This is a genomic window from Streptomyces sp. NPDC088762, from assembly GCF_044750905.1.
In the GTDB taxonomy this organism is placed as follows: Bacteria; Actinomycetota; Actinomycetes; order Streptomycetales; family Streptomycetaceae; genus Streptomyces.
In genome coordinates, this window is sequence record NZ_JBIVKT010000001.1 from 599406 (window position 1) to 613830 (window position 14425).

12 protein-coding genes are annotated in these 14425 nt (G+C 74.2%); 4 read left to right on the forward strand and 8 right to left on the reverse strand.

Annotated features, from left to right (window positions below):
- Positions 1-255: 255 nt before the first annotated feature.
- Genes ACIP5M_RS02795 through ACIP5M_RS02805 form a run of 3 tightly spaced genes read right to left on the reverse strand, consistent with a single transcriptional unit; the run spans position 256 to position 4015 of the window.
- On the reverse strand, positions 256-1455 hold the full coding sequence (locus tag ACIP5M_RS02795) for an ATP-grasp domain-containing protein (protein WP_401191071.1): 1200 nt from the start codon (positions 1453-1455) through the stop codon (positions 256-258).
- Positions 1452-2930 (reverse strand): argininosuccinate lyase, encoded by a 1479-nt coding sequence (gene argH / locus ACIP5M_RS02800; RefSeq protein ID WP_401191073.1) that lies wholly within the window; start codon positions 2928-2930, stop codon positions 1452-1454. Before argH ends, ACIP5M_RS02795 begins: the two co-directional genes overlap by 4 nt.
- The gene (locus tag ACIP5M_RS02805; protein ID WP_401191075.1) at positions 2927-4015 is read right to left on the reverse strand and encodes a cysteine synthase family protein; all 1089 of its coding nucleotides are present in this window, start codon (positions 4013-4015) and stop codon (positions 2927-2929) included. Before ACIP5M_RS02805 ends, argH begins: the two co-directional genes overlap by 4 nt.
- A 180-nt stretch (positions 4016-4195) precedes the next feature.
- Between ACIP5M_RS02805 and ACIP5M_RS02810 the strand changes: the two genes are divergently transcribed.
- Positions 4196-4930, forward strand: a complete 735-nt coding sequence (locus tag ACIP5M_RS02810; protein WP_401191077.1) for a thioesterase II family protein — start codon at positions 4196-4198, stop codon at positions 4928-4930.
- Here the strand turns inward: ACIP5M_RS02810 and ACIP5M_RS02815 are convergent.
- On the reverse strand, positions 4896-6272 hold the full coding sequence (locus ACIP5M_RS02815) for a class II 3-deoxy-7-phosphoheptulonate synthase (RefSeq protein ID WP_401191079.1): 1377 nt from the start codon (positions 6270-6272) through the stop codon (positions 4896-4898). The genes ACIP5M_RS02810 and ACIP5M_RS02815 overlap by 35 nt on opposite strands.
- A 155-nt stretch (positions 6273-6427) precedes the next feature.
- Between ACIP5M_RS02815 and ACIP5M_RS02820 the strand changes: the two genes are divergently transcribed.
- Together ACIP5M_RS02820 and ACIP5M_RS02825 are read left to right on the forward strand one after the other, a co-directional pair.
- Positions 6428-7993: an anthranilate synthase component I family protein gene (locus ACIP5M_RS02820; RefSeq protein WP_401191081.1), complete on the forward strand. Its 1566-nt coding sequence runs from the start codon at positions 6428-6430 to the stop codon at positions 7991-7993.
- Complete coding sequence (locus ACIP5M_RS02825; protein ID WP_401191082.1) at positions 7990-8577, forward strand: anthranilate synthase component II; 588 nt, start codon at positions 7990-7992, stop codon at positions 8575-8577. Before ACIP5M_RS02820 ends, ACIP5M_RS02825 begins: the two co-directional genes overlap by 4 nt.
- Here ACIP5M_RS02825 and ACIP5M_RS02830 read toward each other — a convergent pair.
- On the reverse strand, positions 8564-9979 hold the full coding sequence (locus ACIP5M_RS02830) for a PLP-dependent aminotransferase family protein (RefSeq protein ID WP_401191083.1): 1416 nt from the start codon (positions 9977-9979) through the stop codon (positions 8564-8566). The two genes, ACIP5M_RS02825 and ACIP5M_RS02830, sit on opposite strands and share 14 nt — an antisense overlap.
- A gap of 133 nt (positions 9980-10112) precedes the next feature.
- On the opposite strand from ACIP5M_RS02830, the gene trpD reads away from it, so the two are divergent.
- Positions 10113-11198, forward strand: coding sequence for an anthranilate phosphoribosyltransferase (gene trpD, locus ACIP5M_RS02835; protein ID WP_401191085.1), 1086 nt, complete (start codon positions 10113-10115; stop codon positions 11196-11198).
- On the opposite strand, the gene trpC is transcribed toward trpD, so the two are convergent.
- The 3 genes from trpC to ACIP5M_RS02850 all read right to left on the reverse strand — a co-directional run bounded on the left by trpC (position 11125) and on the right by ACIP5M_RS02850 (position 14407).
- Positions 11125-11985 (reverse strand): indole-3-glycerol phosphate synthase TrpC, encoded by an 861-nt coding sequence (gene trpC / locus ACIP5M_RS02840; protein ID WP_401191087.1) that lies wholly within the window; start codon positions 11983-11985, stop codon positions 11125-11127. The two genes, trpD and trpC, sit on opposite strands and share 74 nt — an antisense overlap.
- A gap of 186 nt (positions 11986-12171) precedes the next feature.
- Positions 12172-13098: a TauD/TfdA family dioxygenase gene (locus ACIP5M_RS02845; RefSeq protein WP_401191089.1), complete on the reverse strand. Its 927-nt coding sequence runs from the start codon at positions 13096-13098 to the stop codon at positions 12172-12174.
- Position 13099: 1 nt separating this feature from the next.
- On the reverse strand, positions 13100-14407 hold the full coding sequence (locus ACIP5M_RS02850) for a cytochrome P450 (RefSeq protein ID WP_401191091.1): 1308 nt from the start codon (positions 14405-14407) through the stop codon (positions 13100-13102).
- Positions 14408-14425: the final 18 nt, after the last annotated feature.

Below are 14425 nucleotides of genomic sequence, written 5' to 3' on the forward strand. Positions count from 1 at the left end.
CCGGGGCCGCCGGGCGGTCGGCCGCGAGGCCGGGCGGGGTTGCCGGGCCGGGGGCCGGGGATGGGGTGGTCGCGGTGGGTGCCGGGGCCGGCGGGCGGGTGGTTGTGGGGCCGGGTGGGGTTGTCGGGTCAGGGGCCGTGGGTGGGGTGGTCCCGGTTCCGGTCGTGGGGGCTGGGGTGGGGGCGGGTGGTGTGGTGTCGGCTCCGGCGGTTGTGTGGGGGGGCCGCGGGCGGGAGGGGGACGGCGGGGCGCCTTTCATCGGGGGGTCTCCTCCACGGTGATGTCGATCAGGGCGGTGGCTGCCGAGGCCCGGCGGGCCGCGGTGGCGGGGTCGGGGCCGGCGGCGACCACGCAGGCCAGGCGGTCCTGGAAGGAGTGCGTCACCCGCACCTCGCGGCCGACCGCGGTCGTGGCGGCCGCGGCGGCCACCCCCGGCGCGGCGGCCGCGTCGGCCAGGCCCGCGACGGCCGTGACCCGGCCCTCCGCGCCCACCTGGACGAAGCGGACGGCGGCGTGGCCGGCCGCGGGTCCCGGCTCGGCGGGCGGCTGTCCGGCGGCCCGGGCGATCACGGCGTCGACCAGGTCCACCCCGGTCGCGGCCCGGACGGCGACCGGGATCATGCCGCCGGCCAGGCGCGGGTTGACCTCGATGACCACGGGGCCGTCGGGGCCCAGCCGCAGCTCGGTGTGGACCGCTCCGTAGCCGAGGCCCAGCGCGGACACCGCCCGCACGGCGGTGGCTCCGAGCAGCGCGGCGGTGGCGGCGGGGACGGGGGCGGGGACGTCGTGCCCGGTCTCGACGAAGTACGGCTCCGGACCGACGTGCTTGGCCACCACCGCCACCACGGCCCCGTCGAAGGTCTCCACCGAGAACTCGGGACCGTGCACGGCCGCTTCCACCAGCACGGTGGCCGAGCCCTCGGCCAGCAGCCGGTCCGCCCACGCACGGGCCTGCTCCCGGTCCGCGCACAGCCGGACCCCGGCCGAGCCGGAGCCGCTGACGGGCTTGAGGACGACGGGGAAACCGATCCGGGCGGCGGCCTCGGCGGCCTCGCCGGCCCCGGTGACCGCCGCGAACTCCGGCACCGGCACCCCGGCGGCCGCGTGCACGGCCCGCTGGGTGTCCTTGGACCGGCAGCGGGCGACCGCGTCGCCGTCCGGCCCCGGAAGCCCCAGCTTGGCCGCCATACGGGCCGCCAGGGCGACGAAGTACTCGGAGCTGGAGGCGATGGCCGCCGGTGCGAGCCGGCTGCAGGCCTCCAGAACGGCCTGCGGGTCGGAGGTGTCCAGCACCACCGTGTCGATGCCGTCCGCAGCGGCGTACGGGTAGCGGCCGGGGTCCCGGCTCAGCAGGACGGGCCGCATCCCCCGGGCGCGGGCGGCGGCGCAGAAGTCCCGCCCGGTTCCGGTGGTGTTGCTCTCCAGGAAGGCGAACACGGCGCCGTCCTCGGTCATCGGGTCACTCCCGTTCCGTAGCGTGCCACGACGGAGTCCACCTCGGTGTCCAGGCGCCGCGCGGCGTCGCGCAGCTGCGCCCGGTGGTCCGTCAGCCGGTCGCCGTGTCCGGCGAGCCGGTCCCGCAGGGTCGTGACGACCGCGGCGCTCTCGCCCGGGCCGCCGCCCCGGTTCAGGCCGGCGACGACCTCGGCGAGCGAGGGCAGTGCGCCCCCGAGGTCGGTCACCCCCTCCGGGGTCTCGATCTTGGTGAGTTCGTGCTCGCCGGAGGCGATGGCGTCCCGTACGGCCCGGCCCACCACGTGGTGCGCGGTCCGGAACGGCACGCCCTCGCCGACCAGCCGGTTGGCGATCACGGTGGCGGTGGTGAATCCCTCGCGGGCCCGCTGTTCCATCCGGTGCGTGACCGGGCGGGCTCCGGAGACCAGGACCTGGGCCAGCAGCACGGACTCCCGTACGGCGGTCAGCGCGGGCCAGGCCACGGCGACGGCCTCGGTACCGACCTCGATGGAGTTGGTGAACGGCGTGGACTTGGCCGCGGAGGCCGAGGCGGTCCAGGCGCCCACCGCCCAGGCCGCCTTGGCCTTGACGTGTTCCAGCAGGAAGGCGTTGCGCTTCTGCGGCATCGCGGAGCTGCCTCCGACCAGCCGTTCCGGGAACTCCACGAACCCGAACTCCTGGGTGCTCCACAGCTGGAGGTCGGTGGCCAGCCGGCTCAGCGTGACCGCCGCCGACGCCACCACGGCCAGGGCGCGCAGCAGGGTGTCGCGGGCCGCCACCGCGTCGACGGCGTGCAGGGTCGGCCCGCGGAAGCCGAGCAGGCCGGCGGTCCGCGCGGTGTCGATCGGCAGATCGGTGCCGGCGACGGCGCCCGCGCCCAGGGGGCAGCGGTCGAGGTCGTCGAGGGTGCCGCGGAGGGCGGCGATGTCGCGGTCGAGGGCGGTGGCGATGCCGGCGAGGTAGTAGCCGTAGCTGATCGGCATGGCGGGCTGGAAGTGGGTGTAGACGGGCATCACGGCGTCCTGGTGCCGGCGGGCCCGGGAGAGCAGCCCGGCCTGCAGGCGCAGCATCTCGCCCAGCAGGTCGGCGAGTTCGGTGCGCAGCCGCATCGCGGTGACGGTGGCCTTGATGTCGTTGCGGGACCGGGCGGTGTGCACCTTGCCGCCGACGTCGGCGCCGAGCTGCTCGACGAGGTAGCCCTCGTACATGAGGTACAGGCCGCGCGGGGCCGGCCGGCCGGTCAGTCCGGCGAAGCCGTCGGCCCGCAGCCGCCGGATCCGGTCCAGGAGGGCCGCCGCGGCGGGCCCCGGCAGCAGGCCGCTCTCGCGGAGCATGACCACGTGGGCGAGATCGACGGTGCTGGTGGCCTCCAGCTCGCGGCGGACGGTCTCGGGGCCCGGCTCGCCGTACACGACGCGGCGGGTGCGGGCGCCCAGGCCCTGTTCGAGGCGGCCCGTGCCGGTGTCCCCGCTCACGCGCCCACCCCCGCCGGGGCGGCGGCGGCGCCGGCGGGCGCCGGGGCGGGCCGGGACACGGTGCCGGGGACCTCCTCGTAGGCCCTGCGGTCCCAGGCGAAGCGGGTCCAGCGGTCGTCGGCCGTGTCGGGGCCGGTCGCCGGGACGGGGGCGGCGGGCCGCTCGCGCAGGGGGTGGCCGTTGGCCTCGAGCCAGCTGTCGTCGTAGACGGTGGCCTGGTAGCGGTAGCCCTCGTCCGGGAGCATCACGACACCGGTGCGGTCCGGGTTCCGCTCGGCCCACCAGCGGGCGACGAGGTAGGCGGCGCCGCTGGTCGGCCCCTGGAAGAGGGCGTGGCGGGCGTGCAGGGCGCGGGTGGAGGCGTAGGCCTCGCCGGCGGTGAGCCAGTGCACCTCGTCGAAGACCCGGTGGTCGAGGTTGGCGGGCCACAGGCTGTTGCCGAGCCCGCGCAGCTCGCGCGGGCCGTCGGGCTGGCCGAAGAGGACGCTGTGGTGGCTGTCGACGCCGATGGCCTCGGTGTGCGGGGTGCGTTCGCGCAGGGCGCGTACGGTGCCGCACATGGAGCCGCCGGAGCCGACCGGGCCGATCAGGGCGTCGACGGTGCCGAGGGTCCGGGAGAGCTGCTCGGCGACCAGGCGGTAGGCGCCCGGGTTGCCCGGGTTGGCGTACTGCTCGGGGCAGAAGGAGTCCGGCAGTTCGGCGCGGATCTCGGCGAGCCGGCGCAGCCGGGCCTCCTGGAAGCCGCCGACCTCCGCCGGTTCATGGCAGATCTCCACGCGGGCGCCGAGGTCGGTCAGCCGGCGGTAGAGGTTGGCGTCGATCGCGGGGTCGCTGACCAGGATCAGCTTGCGGCGCATCAGGGCGGCCTGCATGGCCAGGGCGAGCCCGAAGGTGCCCGAGGTGGTCTCGACGATCACCGTGTCGGGGCCCAGCTCGCCGCGTTCCTCCGCCTGCTTGAGGATGTGGTGGGCCGGGAGCAGTTTCATCAGGGTGAAGGCCGCGCCGTACAGGTTCGGACCGAGCCGGATGATGCGCGGCATCATCGTCGCTTCGGCTATCGAGGGGAAGGCGGAGGTCACCGTCATGGAATCTCCCGGGGCAGAGGTCGGCGTCGCGGACTGCTGCCACTGTGCTGAAGGACTCTGACGGGGCACTGACAGCGGGACCTGCGGTACGTCAGCGCGCCGTCAGTGCGAGGCAGGACCATCGCGCCGTCAAGGACGTGCGGACACCGTGGTTCGGCCGCGGGGGCAGGGGTGGCGGAGATGGTGTGGACACAGGTGGTCGAGGCGCGGCCGTTCGCGGCGCAGCGGGTGGTGTGCTTCCCGCACGCGGGCGGGTCGCCCTACTTCTTCCGGGCATGGGCCAGGGGGCTCGACGCGTACGAGGTCCACGCGGTCTGCTACCCGGGGCGCGCGGAGCGGTTCTCGGAGGACTGCGCGGAGCAACTGGTGCCGATGGCACGGGAGATAGCCGCCGAGCTGCTGGCGTCGGGGGACGACCGGCCGGCCGCGTTCTTCGGGCACAGCATGGGCGCGATCGTCGCGTACGAGGTGGTCCGGGCGCTGGAGGAGGCCGGCTCGGGCGTGGGGCACCTGTTCGCCTCGGGGGCCCGGGCGCCGCACCTGATGGCGGGGGACCCGGTGGCCGCGGCCGCGTGGGACGCGGAGTCGATCGGCCGGACCCTGGTGGAACTGGGCGGCACCGATCCGGAGTTGCTGGAGAACAAGGCCTTCGTGGACCTGGTGATGCCGTACATCGGGGCGGACTTCAGGATGCTCGCGGCCTACGAGGGCGGACCGCGGCCGCCGCTGGACTGCCCGGTCACCGCCATCGTCGGGGAGTCGGACCCCCGGGTGGGCATCGGGCAGAGCGCCGCGTGGCGGGAGTCGACCCGGGGGCCGTCGCGGGCGCTGATCGTGCCCGGCGAGCACTTCTACCTCGCCGGGCAGCCGCCGTTCGGGATCATCGAAGAGGCGCTCCGGGTCCCCCGGGGATGACCGGCCCGCGCTCGCGGTACATCTCCGCGAGCCGGAAGGCCAGGTCGAGGGACTGGGTGTGGTTGAGGCGGGGGTCACAGGCCGTCTCGTAGCGGTGCGGCAGGTCCTCGGGCCGGACAGTGTTGCCGCCTCCCGTGCATTCGGTGACGTCGTCGCCGGTCAGCTCGACGTGGATGCCGCCGGGGTGGGTGCCCAGCGACCGGTGGACCTCGACGAATCCCCGCACCTCGTCTAGGACGGTGTCGAAGGAGCGGGTCTTGTGTCCGCTGGGTGCGGTGACGGTGTTGCCGTGCATGGGGTCGCTGACCCAGCAGGGCAGCGCGCCCTCGGCGGCGACCTTCTCCACCAGGGTGGGCAGCACGTCGCGGATCCGGTCGGCGCCCGCCCGCACGACGAAGGTCAGCCGTCCGGGCTCGCGGTCCGGGTCGAGGCGGTCGAGGAGGGCGAGGACGGTGTCGGCGGTCGTGGCCGGCCCGAGCTTCACGGCGATCGGGTTGTCGATGCGTGAGAAGAACTCCACGTGGGCGCCGTCCAGATCGCGGGTCCGTTCGCCGATCCACAGCAGGTGTCCGCTGGCGGCGTAGGTGCGGCCGGTGTCCGGTTCGGTGCGGGTGAGGGCGGCCTCGTAGTCGAGGAGCAGCCCCTCGTGGCCGACGAAGAACTCGGCGGTGCCCAGTTCGCGGGTGTCCACGCCGCACGCGCGCATGAAGGCCAGCGTGCGGTCGATCTCGTCGGCCAGGGCCTCGTAGCGCTCGCCGGTGTCGGAGCCGGCGACGAAGCCCCGGTTCCAGGCGTGCACCTGGTGCAGGTCGGCGAAGCCACCGGTGGTCAGGGCGCGGACCAGGTTCAGGGTGCGGGCCGAGGCCTCGTACATGGTTCGCAGCCGCTGCGGGTCGGGGACGCGCGAAGCGGCGGTGAACTCCAGGCCGTTGACGGCGTCGCCGCGGTAGGAGGGCAGGGTCACGCCCCCGCGCTCCTCGTGGGGGCTGGAGCGGGGCTTGGCGTACTGGCCCGCCATCCGCCCCACCTTGACCACCGGCAGCGCGGTGGCGTGGGAGAGCACGACGGCCATCTGGAGCAGGGTCTTCAGCTTGCCGCGGATGGAGTCGGTGGTGACCTGGGCGAAGGTCTCGGCGCAGTCGCCGCCCTGGAGCAGGATGGCCTCGCCGCGGGCCACCGCCGCCATCCGCAGGCGCAGCTGGTCGCACTCGGCGCCGAAGACCAGCGGCGGCGCGGCGGCCAGGTGGTCCGTGACGGCGCGCAGGGCGCCGGGATCGGGCCAGTCGGGTTGCTGGGCGGCCGGGAAATTCCGCCAGGACGCACTGTTCTCGGTTTCTTCCATGGCTTCAGTTACCCATTGGGTCCGAGGAATGGTCAAGCATTTTGGAAATGGACCGCATCGCGGCTCCGGAATTGGTCTGGCGGCCGTGCGGAAAAAGTTGCTTCACTCATTTCCGACGGAAAGTCTAATGACCTCGGGAGTTCACCTTGTGGGATATGGGCGTTTCACTTGACGGGGGCGGTGCGGGGGTCGCGGTGCGGGTCGTCGCCGAAGAGATGGCGCCGCACGCCCCGCTGGACCTGTACGGGGCGCTGCGCGCCGTGCTCCCGGCCGAGGAGGTGTTCCTCTTCGAGAGCCTGGAGGGCGCCCCCGCGGACCGCCGCTCCGCGGTCGTCGGCTTCGGGCGGCTCGCCGAGATCCGGGTCCACGCGGACCGGGTCGAGGTGGACGGCGCCACGCCGGAGCTGAAGCGCGGGCTGGCGGGCGCGGTCGAGGCGGCCGGCCTGGTCACGGACGGCCCGGCCGCCGGCTGCCCGGTCGCGTTCCATCCGCTGCCCGACGGCCCGTACGTCTTCCGCTTCACCCGTTCCGAGCAGGTCTGGGACGCGCTCGCCCGGGCCCAGGGGCTGTTCTCGGTGACCACCGAGCTTCCCGGGGACGGGTACGCCTTCGGGTTCCTGACCTCGCTGGCGTACGAATCGGCCTGGCACATGGAGGAGCTGCCGGAGCGGACCGGAGGGGACGGCGGACGCCCCGACATCGCGCTCACCCTGTTCCGCGACACCGTCTGGTACGACGTCACGGACGGCCGGGTGCGCCGGCTGCGCGCCGACAGCCCGGCCTTCGCCGGCCTGCCCGGGCTGCCGGAACCGCGCCACCTGCCGGGCTTCCCGGCCGGCCGGGGGGCGGCGACGGCCGCGGGAGCCGTTCCGCAGGCGCCCGCTCCGCGCTCGGTGCGCGACAGCGTCGACCGGGAGACGTTCCTGGGCTGGGCGGCGCGCTGCCTGGAGCACATCGGCGTCGGCGACGTCTACCAGATCCAGATCGGCCACCGCGTCGACGTCGAGACCGACCTGACACCGGTCGAGGTCTACCGCCGGCTGCGCGGCCGCAACCCGTCCCCGTACATGTACCTGGTGCCGCAGGCCGGCCGGACCCTGATCGGGGCCAGTCCGGAGCTGTTCTTCCGGATCGAGGGCGGCGGGATCGTGATGCGCCCGATCGCCGGGACCGCCCGCCGGGGCCCGGACGAGGAGGTCAACCGGCGGCGCGTCAAGGAGATGCGCGAGAGCGTCAAGGAGCAGGCCGAGCACATCATGCTGGTCGACCTGTGCCGCAACGACATCGGCCGGGTCTCCCTGCCCAGCACCCAGCCGGTGGACCGGCTGATGGAGGTGGAGACCTACTCCCACGTGTTCCACCTGGTCTCCAGCGTCTCCGGGCGGCTGGCCCCGGGGGTCGGCGTCTGGGACGCGGTCCGGGCCACCTTCCCGGCCGGGACCATGTCGGGGGCGCCCAAGGTACGCGCCATGGAGATCATCGACGGCCTGGAACGGGAGCGCCGCGGCGCCTACGCCGGCGCGGTCGGCCTGGTCGACGTGCGCGGGTGGAGCGAGCTCGCGCTGTGCATCCGCACGATCGAGTACGACGGCCACACGTACTCCACGCAGAGCTCGGCGGGCATGGTGGCCCAGTCCGAGCCGGAGTCCGAGTGGCAGGAGACGCTGGCCAAGATGGGGGCCGCCTACTGGGCGCTCACCGGTGAGGAGCTGCTGCCGTGAAGGTGCTGCTGATCGACGCGTACGACAGTTTCGTCCACATCATCGACCAGTACCTGAAGGTGCTGGGGGCGGACACCGAGGTGGTCCGGTCGCGGACCCGCACCCCGGAGCAGCTGGCCGGGCTGGAGCCCGACGCGGTGGTGCTCGGGCCGGGCCCCGGGCACCCGGCGGAGTCCGGGCACGTGGAGCTGGTGCACGAGTTCGCGGGCCGGGTCCCGCTGCTCGGGGTGTGCCTGGGCCACCAGGCCATCGGGCTGGCCTACGGCGGCCGGATCGAGGTCGCCGGACAGGTGATGCACGGGCGGACCAGCACCGTCCGGCACGACGGCCGGGGCCTGTTCGCGGGGCTGGGCAACACCCTGGAGGCCACCCGCTACCACTCGCTGCTGGTCGCCGACCCGCTGCCGGAGCCCCTGGTCACCACGGCACTGGCCGCCGACCACGGCTACGTGATGGGGCTGCGCCACCGCACCCTGCCGGTGGAGGGGGTGCAGTTCCACCCGGAATCCATCATGACCACCGGCGGGCTGGCCATGATGGAGAACTTCCTGGCGATGCGGGCCGGCGCGCTCACGTCCTCCTGAGCGCCGCCGCCAGCTCCCGGACCGCCTGCTGCGCCCCGGACCTCGGCAGATGGGCGTGCCCGACCACGAGGGCGGGCGCCCCTTCGCCGGGCCGCGCGTAGTGGGAGGCCGCCCCGCTGACCAGCACGGAGCGGCGCAGGGCCCCGGCCACCAGAGCCGACTCGTCGGTGTGCCGGGGCAGCGTCACGTAGGCGTGCAGTCCGGCGGCCCGCCCCGTCACGGCGGCGCCCGGCAGGTGCCGGTGCACGGCCTCCCGCAGGGCGTCGTGGCGGGCGCGGCACAGGACGGCGAGCCGCCGCAGGTGTCGGTCGTGGGCGCCGCCGCGCAGGAACTCGGCGAACGCCAGCTGGGTGAGCACGTCGGTGCCGAGGTCCTGGCGGGCCCGGACCCGCTGGAGCCGGTCCAGCAGCGGGGCGGGGGCGGCCAGCCATCCGAGGCGCAGCCCCGGGGCCATCGACTTGCTGGCGGTCCCCGCGTACACCACGTGGTCGGGAGCGAGCCGCTGGAGCGCCAGCGGCCGGCCGGCCCCCCGCTCGTACCAGAGGCCGAGGTCGTAGTCGTCCTCGATGATCAGGCCGTCCACCTCGTGCGCCCACCGCACCAGCGCCTCGCGACGCCGTGCGGACAGGGTGGCGCCGGTGGGGAACTGGTGCGCGGGGGTGACCAGGACGGCCCGGGCGCCGGAGGCGGCGAGCGCGCCGACGTCGAGGCCCTCCCCGTCCACCGGCAGCGGTACGGTCCGCAGGCCGCTCTCCTGGACGAAGCGGCGCTGGCCGGGGTGGCCGGGGTTCTCGATGGCGAGGGCGGTGATCCCCCGCTGCGGGAGGACGGCGGTCAGCAGGCCCAGCGACTGGGCGAACCCCGCGGTCACCATGACGTGTGCGGGCGTGGTGCGCACCCCGCACATCCGGCCCAGGAAACGGGCGAGTTCGAGGCGCAGCCGCGGGTCCCCGGCGAGCGGCGGGTAGTCGAGGGCGGACGGGTCGGCGGAGTTCAGGGCCCGCTGGTAGGAGGCGAGCCATTCCCGGCGGGGGAAGTCGGGGACGTTCCCGCCGCCGGGGCGCAGGTCCCAGCGGACGGCGGGGTCCCGGCGGCCGGTGTGCCCGTCGTCCAGCAGAGAGGCCACGGGCGGTGCGGGTGCGGCGGGCTCCAGGTGGCGCACGACCTGGGTGCCGGCGCCCTGCACGGCCTCCAGGTAGCCCTCGGCGATCAGCTGTCCGTACGCCTCCACCACCACGCTGCGGGAGACCCCGAGGTCGTCGGCGAGCCGGCGGCTGGAGGGCAGCCGGGTGCCCGGGTGCAGGATTCCCTCGGTCACCTCCTTCTTGATGAACCGCTGGATCTGCGACGTCAGCGGAATTTCGGATTCCCTGACGAGTGTGACCGCGGCGTGCAGAGCCACTGGATTTCTCCTTCGGTGTCTTCCGAATTGGACTGTGCGCGGCTCCCGGCAGTGGTCTGGAAAGCGGCCCGTGCATTTCCCACACTGGGTGGACCGTTTCCCGTTGCTCTTCATCCCGCTCGAGGAGATATTCGTGACTGCCTGGCCGCAATTGCTGGACGCCTTGCTGGACCGCCGGGACCTCTCCGCGCGGGAGACCGAGTGGGCGATGGACCGGGTGATGTCCGGCGAGGCCGGGCCGGTCCGGCTCGCCGCGCTGATGACGGCCCTGCGGGCCAAGGGGGAGACCGCGCAGGAGGTGGAGGGGCTGGTGCGCGGGATGCGCCGGCACGCGGTGCCGCTGTCGGTGCCCGGTCCCGCCCTCGACATCGTCGGCACGGGCGGCGACGGCTCGCACAGCGTGAACGTCTCCACCATGTCCGCGGTGGTGGCCGCGGGAGCCGGTGCCCGGGTCGTCAAGCACGGGAACCGGTCCGCCTCGTCCGCCTGCGGTTCGGCCGACGTCCTGGAGGAGCTCGGGGTGTCCCTGGACCTGCCCCCGGCGCAGGTCGCGGAGGTCGCGGTGGAGACCGGCATCACCTTCTGTTTCGCCCCGGTGTTCCACCCGGCCATGCGCCACGCCGCCGGACCCCGCCGTGAGCTGGGCATCCGTACGGTCTTCAACGCCCTGGGCCCGCTGACCAATCCGGCCGATCCGGCCGCCCAGGCGGTGGGGGTCGCCGACGCACGGCTCGCGCCGCTGATCGCCGAGGTGCTGGACCGGCGGGGGGTGTCCGCGCTGGTCTTCCGCGGTGACGACGGGATGGACGAACTGACGGTCACCACCACCTCCACCGTGTGGACGGCCACCGGCTCCGGTGTGCGGGCGGAGACCTTCGACCCGCGGGAGATCGGGATCCCCTACGCGCCCGCCGACGCGCTGCGCGGCGGCGACCGGGTCCACAACGCACGGGTGGCCCGCGAGGTGCTGGCCGGTGCCCGGGGGCCGGTCCGCGACGCGGTGCTGCTGTCGGCGGCGGCCGGGCTGGCGGCCCTGTCCCCCGACGCCCGGCCGGTCGCCGCGCGGCTGGCCGACGGGGTGGCGCGGGCCGCCGAGGCGGTGGACTCCGGTGCGGCGGCCGCCGTGCTGGAGCACTGGGCGGCCGTCACGGGAAAGCGCTGCCGGGGGAACCGGGCAGCCGCGGGAACCCCCGGACGCCTTGCGGCCGCGGTGCGTTGACCCGGCGGCCCGCCGCCACCAGCGCGGCCACTGCCTCCCGGTGGTGGCCGCTGGTGACGAGGGCCTCGCCCACGAGGATCGCGTCGGCGCCCAGTTCCGCGTACTCGACCGCGCAGCGCGGGCCGCGCACTCCGGACGCGGCGATCCGCACGATGTTCTCCGGGATGTCCGGCGCGATCCGGGCGAAGGCCCCCTTGTCCATCTCGAGGGTCTTCAGGTTGCGCGCGTTGACCCCGATCACCCAGGCCCCGGCGTCCAGCGCCCGGCGGGCCTCGCCCGGGTCGTGCACCTCCACCAGCGGGGTCAGGCCGATCTCCGCGGCCTGCGCCACCAGGTCGGCCAGCAGGGGCTGTTCGAGCGCGGCGACGATCAGCAGCACCAGGCTCGCGCCGTGGGCCCGCGCCTCCCACACCTGGTAGGGGTCGACGACGAAGTCCTTGCGCAGCAGCGGCACCGACACCCGGGCCCGTACGGACTCCAGGTCCGCCAGCGACCCGTCGAACCGGAGCTCCTCCGTCAGCACGCTGACCGCCGCCGCGCCGCCCGCCTCGTAGGCGGCCGCCAGCGCCGCCGGGTCCTCGATCTCCGAGAGCCGGCCGCGGGCGGGGCTGGCCCTCTTGACCTCCGCGATCACCTTCAGCCCGTCCGTGCCGCGCAGCAACTCGGCGCAGTCCGGGACCGGCCGGACCTCAGAGGCGAGGTCGCGCAGCTCGCACTCCGGGATCCGGCGCCGCCGCTCGGCCAGGCCGGCCCGCACGCCTCCGATGATGTCGTCGAGCGCGTTCATGCAATCCGTCCATTTCTCGCCCGGGCACCGCCGGGCACCGCGGGCACCACGTGCGCCGTCGGGTCGGACCCTAGGAGGGGGGCCGGCGGACGGCCACGTCCTTAAGGGTGCGGTGAATGTTCCGGAGGGACCGGAAGGGGCCCGGCGTACCGCGTGCCGGGCCCCTTCCGCCGAACCGGCCGGGCATCAGGTCATGGAGACGACGATCTTCCGGTCCCCGGTGTACGCCTCGCGGCCGTGCAGCACGGACATGTTGTCCACGATCATGATGTCGCCGACCTGCCACGGCTCCACGAGCTTGTTCTCCCGCTGGGCCTTGCGCACGTGGGCCAGGTCGTCGTCGGACAGCGGGGTGCCGTCGCCGTAGGTGATCCAGTGCGGGAGCTCGTTCACGTCGTCGATGAGCGACAGCAGGGTCTCGGCCTCGTCGTCCGGCAGGTTGGAGGGGTGCCACTGGTCGGCCTGGTTGAACCAGGTGTCGGCGCCCGTCCGCGGGTTGTGCCGGACACCGGGGCGGTGCTGGGCGACCCGCAGGCCGCCGTCGGCGGTCCATTCGTACGCGGCCGCCGAGTCCTCGAGGAACCGCTCGACCACCGCCTTGTCCTCGGTCTCGAAGGTGGCCTGCCAGGACTTGCCGAGTCCGAAGCCGCCGTGCAGGTGCTGCCGGTAGACCACCCCGGACGCGAACCGCTCCCGTACGTCCGCCGGCAGGGAGGCCAGCAGCGCGCCGCCGTCGCAGACCGGGGTGGCGCCGCCCGTCTCGGGGGCGATCAGGCAGCCGAAGAACAGCCGGGCGGGCCAGGCCTGGGCGTACGACATCTCGTTGTGCAGGGAGATGTCGAACCGGGCCGGGTACTCGGTCGAGGTGAACACCCCCTCGGAGACGGCCGCGCGGGGGGTGTTGCCGCCGCGGTAGCTGTCGATGAGGGAGTCGCCGAACAGGGTCACGGCGGCGTGGAAGGCGTCCGCGTCGGTCAGTCCGAGGCCGCGTACGAGGACGGCGCCGTGCTCCGCCAGGAGCTCCTCGGCCCGGGCGCGGACCTCGGGGGACTGGGTGTCGGCGTACAGGACGGCCAGGGTGGTGCCGCCGGCCGTGCGGGTCTCGTGTCGCATGTCAGTGGGTCTCCTTGCCGGTCTGGCTCGGTGTCGCGGGCGCCGGTGCCTCCTGCGCCGCCGCCCGGGCGGTGAAGGCGACGGGCAGGGCGCTGTAGGCGCGGACGAAGTTGGAGTAGAGGCGCTGGGGCGGGCCCAGCAGGGTGATGTCGTCGACCATGTCGCGCACGGCTTCCACCATGGCCTTCACGTGCACCCGGCCCAGGAACGCGCCGAGGCAGAAGTGCGGTCCGTGGCCGAACACCACGTGCTTGTTGGGGCTGCGCCCGGCGTCGAAGAGCTCCGGGCCGGTGAAGGCCTGCTCGTCGAAGTTGGCCGAGGTGTTCCAGAGGGTGACGATGTCGCCCGCCCTGATGATCTTGTCCCGGAGTGGTACGTCGACCAGCGCACGGCGTCCGAAGTGCATCGCCGGGGTCGTCCAGCGCAGGATCTCCTCGGTCGCCGCGTCCGCCGACACCTCGCCGGACGTGAGCCGGCGCCACTGCTCCGGGTGCTCGGCGAGGGCGATCAGCCCGCCGATGAGGGAGGTCCGGGTGGACTCGTCGCCGCCGAGGATCAGGCTGTAGGCGTTGAGGACGATCTCGTCCTCGGTGAGCGGCTTGCCGTCGACGGTCGCCGCCGCCAGGACGCTCAGGACGTCCTCACCCGGGTTCCGGCGCCGCTCGGCTGCCAGCTCGCCCATGTACATGATGATCTCGTTGCGGGCCATGATCGACTCGAACTCGTCGTCCCCCGAGCCGTGTTGCGCCAGGGTCCGGGTGTTCCACGCCACCAGCCGCGGGCGGTCGGCGTGCGGGATGTCGAGCAGGTCGCCCATGGTCTGGATCGGTATGTGGTCGACCACGTCGGCGACGAAGTCCACCCGGTCCGCCGCGATCGCCCGGCCGAGCAGGTCGCGGGTGTGGGCGTGGACCCCGGCGACGACCGGCTCCAGGACGCGCGGCGCGAACGACTTGAGCATCACGTTGCGGATCTCGCGGTGCCGGGCGCCGTCGGTGACGGCGAGCATCTTGCGGGAGGCGGAGTCCTCGCCCTGCAGCAGGGTGGTGAGGACGTTGCCCTTCTCGGAGGTGAAGCGCTTGTTGTCCCGGTAGACGGCCACGGCGTCGGCGTACGTGGAGACCACCCAGAAGCCGGGGGTGCGCGGTCCCGCGGGGTGCCAGTGCACCGGGCTCTCGGCACGGAACCGGCGCCACATGGCGTGCGGGTCGACGTCCAGGAAGGTCTGCGGGTCGGTGAGGTCGAGGGTGGCGAGGTCGGGGATGGTGGCCTGGGCCACGTCCTGGGCCACGTCCTGGGTCACGGTCATGGTGTGGGTCCTCGGGTC

Coding starts and splice junctions, on each gene's coding strand:
- ACIP5M_RS02815 (WP_401191079.1), bottom strand. CDS start 6,272: ATGGAAGAAACCGAGAACAGTGCGTCCTGGCGGAATTTCCCGGCCGCC.
- ACIP5M_RS02805 (WP_401191075.1), bottom strand. CDS start 4,015: ATGACGGTGACCTCCGCCTTCCCCTCGATAGCCGAAGCGACGATGATG.
- ACIP5M_RS02820 (WP_401191081.1), top strand. CDS start 6,428: ATGGGCGTTTCACTTGACGGGGGCGGTGCGGGGGTCGCGGTGCGGGTC.
- ACIP5M_RS02845 (WP_401191089.1), bottom strand. CDS start 13,098: ATGCGACACGAGACCCGCACGGCCGGCGGCACCACCCTGGCCGTCCTG.
- ACIP5M_RS02810 (WP_401191077.1), top strand. CDS start 4,196: ATGGTGTGGACACAGGTGGTCGAGGCGCGGCCGTTCGCGGCGCAGCGG.
- ACIP5M_RS02850 (WP_401191091.1), bottom strand. CDS start 14,407: ATGACCGTGACCCAGGACGTGGCCCAGGACGTGGCCCAGGCCACCATC.
- ACIP5M_RS02795 (WP_401191071.1), bottom strand. CDS start 1,455: ATGACCGAGGACGGCGCCGTGTTCGCCTTCCTGGAGAGCAACACCACC.
- trpC (WP_401191087.1), bottom strand. CDS start 11,985: ATGAACGCGCTCGACGACATCATCGGAGGCGTGCGGGCCGGCCTGGCC.